11 protein-coding genes and 1 tRNA gene are annotated in these 11,626 nt (G+C 53.3%); 5 read left to right on the top strand and 7 right to left on the bottom strand.

From position 1 onward, the window contains the following. Positions 1 to 85 precede the first annotated feature (85 nt). The 4 genes from VH86_RS11590 to VH86_RS11605 are packed head-to-tail and all read right to left on the bottom strand — an operon-like array spanning position 86 to position 3,527. On the bottom strand, positions 86 to 1,519 hold the full coding sequence (locus VH86_RS11590; protein ID WP_045832954.1) for a 6-phospho-beta-glucosidase: 1,434 nt from the start codon (positions 1,517 to 1,519) through the stop codon (positions 86 to 88). 30 nt (positions 1,520 to 1,549) lie between these two features. Then, positions 1,550 to 1,882 carry a PTS lactose/cellobiose transporter subunit IIA gene (locus VH86_RS11595; RefSeq protein ID WP_045832963.1) on the bottom strand — a complete coding sequence of 111 codons (333 nt, stop codon included), beginning with the start codon at positions 1,880 to 1,882 and terminating at the stop codon, positions 1,550 to 1,552. Positions 1,883 to 1,890: 8 nt separating this feature from the next. Beyond that, entirely contained in the window at positions 1,891 to 3,207 is a 1,317-nt protein-coding gene (locus tag VH86_RS11600; RefSeq protein WP_045832955.1) for a PTS sugar transporter subunit IIC, read from the bottom strand. Then, positions 3,207 to 3,527, bottom strand: coding sequence for a PTS sugar transporter subunit IIB (locus tag VH86_RS11605; RefSeq protein ID WP_038646412.1), 321 nt, complete (start codon positions 3,525 to 3,527; stop codon positions 3,207 to 3,209). Before VH86_RS11605 ends, VH86_RS11600 begins: the two co-directional genes overlap by 1 nt. A 293-nt stretch (positions 3,528 to 3,820) precedes the next feature. Between VH86_RS11605 and VH86_RS11610 the strand changes: the two genes are divergently transcribed. The 3 genes from VH86_RS11610 to gap all read left to right on the top strand — a co-directional run bounded on the left by VH86_RS11610 (position 3,821) and on the right by gap (position 6,961). Next, positions 3,821 to 4,843, top strand: coding sequence for a LacI family DNA-binding transcriptional regulator (locus VH86_RS11610; RefSeq protein ID WP_045832956.1), 1,023 nt, complete (start codon positions 3,821 to 3,823; stop codon positions 4,841 to 4,843). A 51-nt stretch (positions 4,844 to 4,894) separates the two neighbouring features. Then, entirely contained in the window at positions 4,895 to 5,872 is a 978-nt protein-coding gene (locus VH86_RS11615; protein ID WP_045814459.1) for a GlxA family transcriptional regulator, read from the top strand. Positions 5,873 to 5,950: 78 nt separating this feature from the next. After that, entirely contained in the window at positions 5,951 to 6,961 is a 1,011-nt protein-coding gene (gene gap, locus VH86_RS11620; RefSeq protein ID WP_045832957.1) for a type I glyceraldehyde-3-phosphate dehydrogenase, read from the top strand. A 4-nt stretch (positions 6,962 to 6,965) separates the two neighbouring features. Here gap and VH86_RS11625 read toward each other — a convergent pair whose 3' ends face one another. Further along, positions 6,966 to 7,739: a helix-turn-helix transcriptional regulator gene (locus tag VH86_RS11625; RefSeq protein ID WP_045832958.1), complete on the bottom strand. Its 774-nt coding sequence runs from the start codon at positions 7,737 to 7,739 to the stop codon at positions 6,966 to 6,968. A gap of 116 nt (positions 7,740 to 7,855) precedes the next feature. Between VH86_RS11625 and VH86_RS11630 the strand changes: the two genes are divergently transcribed. Further along, complete coding sequence (locus VH86_RS11630; protein WP_045832959.1) at positions 7,856 to 9,034, top strand: YbfB/YjiJ family MFS transporter; 1,179 nt, start codon at positions 7,856 to 7,858, stop codon at positions 9,032 to 9,034. A gap of 74 nt (positions 9,035 to 9,108) precedes the next feature. On the opposite strand, the gene phoA is transcribed toward VH86_RS11630, so the two are convergent. Then, complete coding sequence (gene phoA / locus VH86_RS11635; RefSeq protein WP_045832960.1) at positions 9,109 to 10,515, bottom strand: alkaline phosphatase; 1,407 nt, start codon at positions 10,513 to 10,515, stop codon at positions 9,109 to 9,111. Between the two features lie 245 nt (positions 10,516 to 10,760). On the opposite strand from phoA, the gene VH86_RS11640 reads away from it, so the two are divergent. Next, positions 10,761 to 10,848: transfer RNA gene (locus VH86_RS11640), tRNA-Ser, on the top strand. Between the two features lie 64 nt (positions 10,849 to 10,912). Here the strand turns inward: VH86_RS11640 and VH86_RS11645 are convergent. Then, a partial coding sequence (locus tag VH86_RS11645; RefSeq protein WP_045832964.1) for a LysR family substrate-binding domain-containing protein occupies positions 10,913 to 11,626 on the bottom strand: 714 nt, incomplete at its 5' end.

The raw sequence follows: 11,626 nt of genomic DNA on the forward strand, positions 1-11,626 counted from the left end.
CTGCCTGTGCAGGCTGGAAAGGATATTCACTGACGAAGAGATGACACATCTGTTTTACCCGGGCCTCCTGCCCGGGCAATGCGACTTAAAGCGCTTCACCTTGCGAGGCGATGACCTTTTTATACCAGGAAAAACTCTTCTTCTTCGAGCGCGAAAAATCGCCGGTTTGATCGTCATTGCGGTCCACGTAAATAAAACCGTAGCGCTTGCTGTATTGGCCGGTACCAAAAGAGACGCAATCGAGGCAGCCCCAGGGCGTAAAGCCCATCAGGTCCACGCCATCTTCCAGTACAGCTTTTTTCATTTGCTCGATGTGTTCACGCAGATAGGCGATACGATAGTCATCATTCACCTCGCCGTTGGCCTCACGTTGATCAACGGCGCCAAAGCCATTTTCGACAATAAACAGCGGCTTCTGATAACGCTCATACAGCGCGTTCAGCGTGTAGCGCAGACCGACCGGATCGATCTGCCATCCCCAATCTGACGCCTGCACGTGTGGATTTTTTCGGCTGCCGGGGAAAGCCTCGAGCGCGCTGTCCATGCGCGTCGCGCTTGTGTACTCCACGGCATTACTCATGTAATAACTAAAGCCGAGATAGTCGGTGCAGCCTTCTCGCAGCGTTTGTGCATCTTCCGCTGCCATCTCAATGTGGAAACCGCGCAGTTCCCACTCTTTCAAGATGTACGACGGATAGGCGCCGCGCATGTGCACATCGCCAAACAGATAGCGTTCCTGCATCGATTTTTGCGCGTACATTACGTCATCAGGATGGCATGACCACGGATACAGCGGCACCATTGCCAGCATGCATCCGATCTTAAATTCAGGATTGATTTGATGCCCCAGCTTCACCACTTTGGCACTGGCCACAAACTGATGATGCAGTACCTGATACATCACCTCTTCCGGCTTCTCATGATCGGTGAAAATCACCCCTGAGTTGCTGTAACCGAACAGCGGGCGGCGCCAGTTACGCTGGTTGTTGATCTCGTTAAAGGTCATCCAGTATTTCACTTTGCCTTTGTAACGCTTCATCACCACTTCGCTATAGCGCACAAAGAGATCGATCAACTCACGATTGAGCCAGCCGCCATACTCCTTCACCAGATGCAGTGGCATCTCGAAGTGCGACAGCGTGATCACCGGTTCGATACCATATTTGAGCAGCTCATCAAACATGTCGTCGTAAAACTGCAGGCCCGCTTCGTTAGGTTGTTGCTCATCGCCTTTCGGGAAGATGCGTGTCCAGGCAATCGACGTACGGAAGCACTTAAAACCCATTTCGGCAAACAGCGCGATATCGTCTTTGTAGTGATGATAAAAATCAGTGGCCTGATGGTTGGGATAGTGTTTCCCTTCGACAATCCCATCGGTAATTTCACGTTCAACCCCATGCGCACCGCCCGTTAACACATCGACGATGCTGGGTCCTTTACCTCCTTCGTTCCATCCACCTTCAACCTGATGCGCGGCAACGGCGCCGCCCCATAAAAAATCAGCCGGTAACTGAGACATAATCCATCCTTTTATGTGATTAACAGCGTCTTACTGCACGTGGGTTTTCGACAACGCCTGCACCTGACGATGCAGATAAATCAACTCTTCGACTAAATCACGGCACAGCATGGCGTTCATCAGATGATCCTGCGCATGCACCATAATCAGGTTGACCGGAATCTTGCCGCAGCCTTCATCCGCACCGATTAAGGCGGTTTGAATTTTATGGGCTTCGCGTGCGGCATCTCGGGCACTGGCCAGCAGCGCATCGGCTTCCTGCCAGTTGTGTTTTCGGGCCGCTAGCAGTGCCTGCATCGATGATGAACGGGCTTCTCCGGCATGAATAATCAGCTCCATCACCGTGCTTTCCATTTCCTGCATCTCTTGCATTACTTCATCTCCTCTGCCAGTTGTTCCTGCGCCATCTCTTCTTCCTGCGCAAGCAGTTGGCGTTCATACATTTTGAAGAACGGGTAATAAATCAGCGTGGATAAACAAATCAGGAATGCCACTAACACCACTGCACGCCAGTCCCAGCCGGTTGACCATGCGGCACCAATCGGTCCCGGCGTGGTCCAGGGTGCCAGCGAAATGACGTGGTTGATCAGGTTGGTGCGGGTGGCGGTCCAGGCGATAACCGCGTTGATCAAAGGCGTAGTGATAAAAGGAATAAACAGCAGCGGATTCATCACCACCGGCGAACCGAAAATAATCGGCTCATTGATGTTAAACATACCGGGTACAAAGCCGAGGCGGCCAATGGCGCGCAGATGCGCGGAGCGGCTGCGCAGATAGAGAATCACCAGGCCCATGGTGGCGCCCGAACCGCCCACGGTGATGAAGAATTGCCAAAACGGCTCGATAAAGATCTTAGGAATACCCTGGCCGGCATTTAGCGCTTCCTGGTTCAGCCCCAGATTACTCAGCCAGAATGCCTGTAAAATCCCGCCGACAATCGCCGCACCGTGAATACCGGCAAACCACAGCAGATGACAGAGCAAGACGGCGATAAGCACGGCGGGCAGTGAATCGGCTGCGGAGATGATTGGCGCAAACACCGACATAATGGCCTGAGGAATGAGTAAGCCAAAGTGGCTCTCCATAAACAGGTTCAGCGGATAGAGCGTCAGGAAAATCACCATGATAGGGATCAGCAGGTCAAATGACTGACGAATCTTTGGCGGCACCTGTTCTGGCAGTTTAAAGCCAATGTTGTATTTCACCAGCCAGTGCATCACTTCCGTGCAGTACAGGCTGATCAGGATGGCGGTGAATATGCCTTCCCCGCCCAGCGAGGCGACGGACAATGCGCCGTTCTTTTCCGGTGCAGCCACCACCAGAAAGGTCATCAGCGACAGCAACGCGGCCATCAGGCCATTCAGTTTGTAGCTTTGCGCCAGGTTGTAGGCAATTGCGCCGGTGATAAACACCGCCATGATGCCCATCGTCATGTTGTAGGGCATCATCAGCTGGTCGTTGTACTGCTTCACCATGCCCAGCCACCACTGGGCAAAGCCCCACTGGCTGTCCTGACTGAAGGGAGGATGTGAGAACAGCAGCATAAATGAGCCGACAATCAGGAACGGCATCGAGGCAATAAATCCGTCCTTGATGGCCACCACATGCCGTTGCGAGGAGAGTCGTGCTGCAATCGGACTGATGCGGTTCTCAATCACGCCAAATAAAGAATCAGCCAGTGTGCTCATCATGCCCCCTTATTGGCATCAATCAGGGCGAGCGCCGACTTCAGGATTTTTTCGCCATTTAACATCCCGTAATCCATGGTGTTAATGACGGTGACCGGTTTGTGATATTCCTGCGCCTGACGTTCGAAATCTGCCAGCTTATATTTGATCTGCGGACCTAACAGACAACAGTCATACTCCGCGATTTTTTCATTGAACTCTTCCATGCCAACGGCATCAATTTTGGCTTCTAAACCCAGCTGCGTAGCGGCTTTCTGCATTCTTTGTACTACCATGCTGGTTGACATACCTGCGGAACAACACAATAGAATTTTCACCATGATACCCTCCGTTTTTTTAAATAATTACGCGCCGAGAACCGTTTCTGCAACCGGTTACAGATTCAATTTGTTCTTTTTGTGATCCATAACTCAAACCGTTAAACCTTATTTAAAGAGTGAAAATATGATTAATCTGAGACCGGTTTCATATTATTTTTATGTTAGCCTTTTAAATATGTGATGAAATCGGATGATAATGAGAAAAAACGTTATCGGTTAGAAGAGCCTCACTCTGCGGTTTTCAGATTGAGCTTTTGCGCTACAATGCGCGAGAACGCTGAGAAGGAAGATAAATGACGACAATGCTTGATGTCGCAAAACGCGCAGGTGTGTCAAAAGCCACGGTGTCACGGGTGCTGGCTGGCCATGCTTATGTGTCTAAAACGGTGCGGGATCGGGTGATGCTGGCCATAGATGAGATGGATTACCGTCCTAATCTGCTGGCACGAAGTCTTGCGACCAACCGTTCGCACAGTATTGGTCTGATGGTGCCCAACACGCTATACAATGGTCCTTTTTTCACCGAGCTGTTATTCCAGGCCGCGACCATGACGGAAAAACTCGGTTCACAACTGGTGCTGGGCGATGGTAAACACAATGCGCAGCAAGAGCGTGAAGCCATAAACTTTTTGATCGATAGCTATTGCGATGCCGTGATCATCTATCCGCGCTATTTAAGCGTGGAAGATATTGATGCACTTATTCCTGGTATGAGTAAGCCGTTAATCGTGTTAAACCGCCGTTTGAAGCAGCATCCGCAATATTCGGTGTGTGCTGACCACGAAAATGACACCCTCAACGCTGTGAATCATTTAATTGCTCAGGGCCACCGCGAGATCGCTTTTATCAAAGGGATGGGCAGCTCTCACACCGGATTAAGTCGCCTGAAAGGCTATATTTCATCTTTGATAGAAAATGGCATTGAATACGACGAAAACCTGATGCTGGACGGCTGCTGGACCAGCGCCAGTGGGCAACTGGCGGTGGAAGCACTGTTACGTCGTAAAGTGAGATTTTCCGCGATTGTCGCCAGCAATGATGATATGGCGATTGGCGCCGCCTGCGCCTTGCACAACGCGGGTCTGCGCATCCCGCAGGACGTCTCCTTGCTGGGCTTTGATGATATCCCGGTTGCGCCCTATCTCCTGCCGGCGTTAACCACGGTGCATGTTCCGGTTGCTGAGATGGTGTCGAGCGCGTTAACGCAACTGTCTAAAATGCTGGATGGTGAAAGCGTGACGGCGCAGCCACTGATGCCGGGCCGACTGGTGCTGCGTAATTCGATCACCCAGGGACCGTATTACCAGCAAAAATAACGCTACCGTGCGATAATCTGGCTTATTTTGCCACGATGAGCATTTTGCGCCATGAAGCACTTTCTCGTTATCGTCCCCGATGGCGGCATGCTGTTTGAAGCCGCCGGTATTGCCGACATCCTGATGCATGCCAACCTGCACCTGCCCGTTGGCGTTGATCAGCCACGTTATCGTGTCAGTATCGCCACCACGCAGTCACATCAGGTGATCCACGGCCAGTCAGGCCTCAACCTGCTGGCTGACCTGAAGCTGGCCGAAGTGGATCCCCGCGCCGCGTGGGATACCATCATGATTACCGGACGCGGTGACAGCGTCGAAGAGGGCAACATGGTGGTGGATTTCATCAGGCTGGCGGCTCCGCAGGCCCGGCGTGTGGTGTCAATTTGTGGTGGCGCGATGCTGCTCGCTGAAGCGGGTTTGCTGGATGGACGCCGTGCCACGTCACACTGGCGTCTGCTGGAAACGCTGCAAACCCGCTTTCCCCGCGTCCAGGTGGAAGGTGGCCCGCTGTACATCCAGGATGGCCCAATCTGGACGTCCGGTGGCGTGAGTTCCGGCTTTGATCTCACGCTGGCGCTGGTTGAGGAAGACTTCGGTTTCAGCGTGGCACGCGATATCGCTCAGGATATGGTGATGTATTTGCGTCGCCCCGGCGGACAGATGCAGTTCAGCCGCTACCAGCTACAACAAACCAGCACCGGCCCGATCCACGATCTGCAAAGCTGGATACGCGCCAACCTGGCGGAAGATCTGTCGGTTGAGAAGCTGGCCGAACGTGTCGCGATGAGTCCACGCAATTTCACCCGCGTATTCACCCGTGAAACCGGTGCGTCACCGGCGCGCTATGTCGCAGAGGCGCGACTGGCTGCCGCACGCGAACTGTTGGAGCAGAGCCGCGCGACGCTGGAACGCATCGCCCTCGACACCGGATTTGGCAGCAGCATCAATTTGCGCCGCAGCTTTGAGCGCCAGCTGCATCTCACACCTGGTGAATATCGCCAACGCTTTCACTGCCGTAAAATGGCGTAAAGTGATCCTTTTTTGTCGTTTACGCCAATCACACATCGTCCTACATTGACTGCAACCACTTCGGATAAGGAGTCAATGATGATCAAGGTAGGCATTAACGGTTTTGGCCGTATCGGACGTAACGTATTCCGCGCCGCACTGGGCAGTGATGATATTGAGATTGTGGCGATTAACGATCTCACCGACAGTAAAACCCTGGCGCATCTGCTGAAACACGACTCTCTGCTGGGCCGACTGCCTGCAGAAGTGGAAGCAGGTGAAGGTGAACTACGCATTGATGGCAAGCCAGTACGCGTGTTCAGCGAACGAGATCCAGCCAATATTCGCTGGAGCGATGTGGGTGTCGATATTGTTATCGAAGCCACCGGATTCTTCACTGAACGTGACAAAGCAGCGGTGCATATCACCAGCGGTGGCGCGAAACGCGTCATTATCTCCGCGCCGGGTAAAAACGATGATTTGACGATAGTGTTGGGCGTGAACGATCAGCGCTACGACCCTCAACAGCATTTCGTCGTGAGCAACGGCAGCTGCACCACCAACGGCTTAGCCCCGGCTGCACAGGTTCTCCATCAGGCCTTCGGTATTGAGCATGGTCTGATGAACACCACTCATGCTTATACCAATAGCCAGGTGCTGCACGATCAGCCGGAGAAAGATCTGCGCGGCGCGCGCGCGGCGGCGCTGTCAATCGTGCCTTACTCCAGCGGTGCGGCTAAAGCGTTGGGGCGTGTTATCCCCGAGTTGGATGGACGTTTGACGGGCTATTCACTGCGCGTACCGGTGCCGGTGGTGTCGATTGTCGACTTAACCGTGACGCTTAAACGTGATGTCACCGCCGGAGAGGTCAATGATGCCTTTAAAGCCGCAGCAGCAGAAGGTCCGCTGAAAGGGATTCTCGGTTACAGCGATGAACCACTGGTTTCCAGTGATTATCAGGGCGATCCCCGTTCATCCATCATCGACGGCCTTTCCACGCTGGTGATTGGCGGCAACCTGGTGAAAATTCTTGCCTGGTACGATAACGAGTGGGGCTTCTCGAACCGTCTGGTGGATTTAGCACGTCTCATGGCACAGCGCGGATTGTAATCGGTTAGCTTTCACGCGCCAGGTAGAAAATCAGATAGATACCTGGCGCGTTATCTACCTGTAAGGAGGTGTAGGTGAAGCTATTTACCTTACCGTCCACATCAATAATCGTCTTATTGCCTGCGCCCATTTTGCTGACATCCGGTACATGCCAAATGTTGCGAAATTCCACACTGCGCGCCAGTAAATCCTGTATCACCACTTCAAATTCCTGCGCCTGATTGCTGGCCGCATAGTTGGCGCGGAAAGCAGATAACGTATGACGTGCGGCCTCTTCCCAACCGTGAATACGCTGGCGATAGTCATCGCTAACGAACATCAGCTTGAGCGAGTTGCGATCCTCCTGCGGCATCGCCGCCCAGTCGACAATCAATGACTGCGCTGCCTGATTCCAGTAAAGAATATCCATATTGGCTCGGCGTACAAAAACCGGATGCGGATCCAACGCATCCACCATCGCTTTCACTTCCTGTGACAGTTCAGCCCGGCTTGCTTCGCTATGCGCATTACCAAAAATTAATGCTTCAAGGTAGGCCTGCTCAGTATGCGAAAGCTGCAGCACTTTACCGATCCGCTGAATAGCCGCCAGTGAGATATTGATTTCCCGGCCCTGTTCCAGCCACGTATACCAACTGACGCTAACCGCCGCCAGTTGCGCCACCTCTTCGCGGCGTAAGCCTGGTACTCTGCGGTTGTGAGGACTGAATCCGTGCTGTTGTGGATCAACCCTTGCCCGCTGCTGGGTGAGGAAATTTTTTACGTCCTGATTGCGCGACATTGCGGCTCCTGGGTATGACCTACAGTCATAGGATAAACCACCCTATTTTTCACTGACTGATTGACGATTACTATCGTTGGCAAGATTACGACATCTTATCGGAGATTAGCAAAAGTATGTCAATTCAACAGATCGCACCGGGCCAGCCTGTGGCCGGGGAGAAAAAAGTCAGTGTCGTCACCATGCTGGCCGGGATGATCACCCTCATCGTGGTGATGGGCATGGGACGTTTCTCACTCACGCCTCAAATTCCGTTGATGATTGCGGACGGCCATCTTAGTTTATCCAGTGCGGGCGTGCTGGCGGCCATGAACTACATCGGTTATTTGTTTGGTGCCCTGCATGTGAGTCGTATTCGTACACAGCATGCGCGCTATCTTAAAGTTGGTTTACTGGCGACCGCGCTGGTCACGCTACTCTCTGGCTTCACCAACGCTTTTGCTCTGCAGTGCCTGTTCCGCTTTATCGCGGGCATTGGCGGCGCATGGGCACTGATTATTGTGACCTCCTGGACACAGATGGTCTTAACCCGTCATCAGGCACCACGCATGTCCGCAGCGGTGTTTAGCGGCCCCGGTATTGGTATTACGCTCACCGGCATACTGGCGTGGTTGATGACCGAAACCCATTTCCACGCCAATCAGGCATGGTTAGTTTATGGCTTCGTCGCCTTCGCTGGTGCTCTGCTGGTATGGAAATCATTGCCACAGAGTTTGCCTACGCGTCAGCAAACCCAACAACGCGAACCTGTCAGTCGCGATCTCAAGTGCTTATTGGCTGCCTATACGCTGGCAGGATTTGGCTACATTCTACCGGCGACCTTCCTGTCACAGATGGCGCACAGCCTCTTTGCTCAAGGACAACTCGCCGCGTTCTTCTGGCCGCTGTTTGGATTTTCAGCCGTGGCTGGCGTGCTATTGGTGATCGCTTTTGCTGCACGATTGAATACGCGTATCAGCCTTGCATTGACCTTACTGGTGCAGGGATTGGGGGTCGCGACAGTGGTGCTGATGCCAAATGCGCATGGTTTGTTGATTTCCACCGTGATCACCGGGTTGGCGTTTCTATCGATCATGCAGCTTTCCATGAAAATGGCACGAGAAATGAGCCAGGGAAATCTAGCCAAAACCGTGGCGTTGCTGACTTCCGGTTATGCGACCGGGCAGCTGATTGGACCTTTGATGTCCTCGCTGAGCGTGCATTTTCTGGGTTCCCTGCAACCGGCGCTGTTGTTGGCTGCGGCAGGGTTAGTGGTGGGCGGTAGCGTGATTTATTTCGGCATTCGCTCCCGTTAATGTTGGCTGCACTGAATGCACATGACACAGACCCCGCAGTTAGTAGCGGGCTCTGTGTTTTATCTTATGCGCGATTACTGAATACCCATCGCGTCCTTCAGCGTGAAGAACAGATCGGTTTGGTCAGTCAGGCCAACAACATTAGCCGCATGCGGACCATAGGCTGCAATGCGAATCTGCGTGCCGGTATGGCCTTGCGAATCCTCTTCCGAGTTACCGTAGCTGATCGTCATCACTGCGCCATCTTTGGTATTCACGGCCTGGGTGAGCCCCGGCGCTTTGCTGCCATTTTCAATAATCTGGCTGCTGTGCGCATGGTCAGCCGTCACCACCACCAGGGTATCGCCGTGTTCACGCGCAAAGGCCAGCGCCTGCTGCACGGCCTCATCCAGATCTACGGTTTCACCAATCTGACCACATGGGTTTGCTGCGTGATCCTGTTTATCAATCGACGCGCCTTCCACCTGCAGGAAGAAACCTTTCTCATTGGTGCTCAGCAAATCAATCGCCTTTTTGGTCATCTGCGCCAGTGTCGGTGTTGATGCCGGGCGATCTTTATTCACTTCACAGGTAACAACGGGTTTATCAATGTTGCCGTGATAACTGGCTTTCGGCCCCTGCCAGCGAACCGGCATGTTGCCGTCGGAGAACAGACCCAATACCGGTTTGCTTTGGTCGGCCTGTTGGATGGCATTCATGCCATCCAGGTTATCGACCAGCTGGAAGCCTAGCGCCTGAGCCTGCTCGCGCAGAGTTTTTCCCTGATACTCACCAGCTTTGGCGCTTTCTGTGAACGATTTCGCCCCGCCGCCGAGCGTGACATCTGGACGAGTCTTCAGCATCTGCTCGCTGATCGACCCTTTACCGCCCTGCTCCAGCGCATTGGTTGGACAGAGTTCGCTGGTTTTCTCCGGGCCATAACATTTACGCGACGTGACATGCGCCATCAAAGCCGCGGGCGTGGCATCCTGCAATTCTGCGGTTGAGACGTTGCCAGTGGCTTTGCCGACAGCTTTCGCCAACTCCAGAATGGTGACCTGATCCTTGCCATTGACGTCTACGCCGATGGCACCGTTATAAGATTTGGTGCCCGTTGCCCAGGCGGTAGCGGAGGCAGCGGAATCTGTCACGTAATTCGGTTTGTGGGTTTTCTTGTCTAACGAGTAGTGGGTGTACTGGCCGGTTAACGGCAGCGCATCAATGCCTGGGAAAAAACCACCTGCGCCCATCGCCTGATTTCGTGCGGCGGTGATTTCCGAGTCGCCCATGCCATCGCCGATCAACAAGATGACGTTTTTGGCCGTGGTATTGATGAGTGAGGCTTTCAGCGCTTCCGTCTGGTCACTGCTGAGTCGACGCGCGCCACCGTGTTCGGTGATATCACCGGTGGCGGCGCGGCTATACGTTGTTGAATCTGCCACTGCTGACGTTGCGATGAGTGAAGCCAGCAGAGAAACCGTGAAAAGAGGTATGTGTTTCATTTATAAGCATCCTTATCAGTAAATATAACCAAATGTTTCCGCAGACAAGTCTGCGACAGTCTGGTGACACTTTTGTGGCAGAGAAGGAATAATTTGATGACAGAACACGCAGTTCGGCGAGAAATGCAGCAAGCTGCACAGAGCTTAAGCGGATAGAACAAAAGGAGAAAATAGGGCTTGACCGTATTCAGGTAACTCCCTATAGTAGCGCCCCGTTGACCCAGTGCGGTTGGCAGAAAAAATGTGGTGAGATGTCCGAGTGGCTGAAGGAGCACGCCTGGAAAGTGTGTATACGGCAACGTATCGGGGGTTCGAATCCCCCTCTCACCGCCATCATTTTGAAGAAGAGCCTGAACGAAAGTTCAGGCTTTTTTTTGTCTTCAGATCAGCCACATCATTAACTTACCTGGCCATCCCCGATTACCATCGCCAGGAACTTGTCTCTGAGTGGGTCTTTGATCTGTGCGTTCCAGGCCAAACCTGTTTGCCAATGCGTATGTTCACCCTCCAGCGGCAATAGCCTGACGCCAGCAGGAAGGATGTGTTTCACACTCGCCGGCAATAACGCGACACCATCCCCTGCCGCCACTCGTGCCAGCAATGTCTGGATATCATCAGCGGCTGCAATCCTACAAGGCGGAAAACCTTGCCCGCACAGATAACGCTGCGTCTGAGCCGTTAAGCCATTGCCGCGATCGGGTGAAAGCTGGAGCAGTTGGTGAGTTTCAATAAACACTTTTGCTTCCGCCAGATCGTAAGGCTGGTCTGTCGTCATCGCCAGCACTAAGCGCTCCTCATCCAGCACAAGACTTTGCAATGTTTCGGTTACCGGCAAGCGCACAAATCCAATTTGCAGTCGCCCTTCCAAAAGTTGCTGGCATTGCACCGCAGAAGGCATGTCGTTTAATAAAACCTGCACGCCAGGATACGCAGTGCGGAACGCCGCTACCCTTTCAGGTGCCATGCGAAAGGACGAGATACCAAATCCAATGGTCAACGTTCCCGTCTGGCCCTGCTGCCGTTCCGCTATCGAGGCACAAAACTGCGCATGACGCTCCACGATATCCCGCGCACCGGACAAAAACTGCTCTCCCGCCACAGTGAGGCGGGC

The organism is Pantoea sp. BL1 (genome assembly GCF_000963985.1).
Lineage (GTDB): Bacteria > Pseudomonadota > Gammaproteobacteria > Enterobacterales > Enterobacteriaceae > Pantoea > Pantoea rwandensis_B.

Bases quoted from the DNA above. Each gene is read 5' to 3' on its own strand.
- VH86_RS11615 (WP_045814459.1), top strand. From the start codon at position 4,895: ATGAAGCACTTTCTCGTTATCGTCCCCGATGGCGGCATGCTGTTTGAA.
- gap (WP_045832957.1), top strand. From the start codon at position 5,951: ATGATCAAGGTAGGCATTAACGGTTTTGGCCGTATCGGACGTAACGTA.
- VH86_RS11600 (WP_045832955.1), bottom strand. From the start codon at position 3,207: ATGAGCACACTGGCTGATTCTTTATTTGGCGTGATTGAGAACCGCATC.
- VH86_RS11610 (WP_045832956.1), top strand. From the start codon at position 3,821: ATGACGACAATGCTTGATGTCGCAAAACGCGCAGGTGTGTCAAAAGCC.
- VH86_RS11630 (WP_045832959.1), top strand. From the start codon at position 7,856: ATGTCAATTCAACAGATCGCACCGGGCCAGCCTGTGGCCGGGGAGAAA.
- VH86_RS11590 (WP_045832954.1), bottom strand. From the start codon at position 1,519: ATGTCTCAGTTACCGGCTGATTTTTTATGGGGCGGCGCCGTTGCCGCG.
- VH86_RS11595 (WP_045832963.1), bottom strand. From the start codon at position 1,882: ATGCAGGAAATGGAAAGCACGGTGATGGAGCTGATTATTCATGCCGGA.
- phoA (WP_045832960.1), bottom strand. From the start codon at position 10,515: ATGAAACACATACCTCTTTTCACGGTTTCTCTGCTGGCTTCACTCATC.
- VH86_RS11625 (WP_045832958.1), bottom strand. From the start codon at position 7,739: ATGTCGCGCAATCAGGACGTAAAAAATTTCCTCACCCAGCAGCGGGCA.
- VH86_RS11605 (WP_038646412.1), bottom strand. From the start codon at position 3,527: ATGGTGAAAATTCTATTGTGTTGTTCCGCAGGTATGTCAACCAGCATG.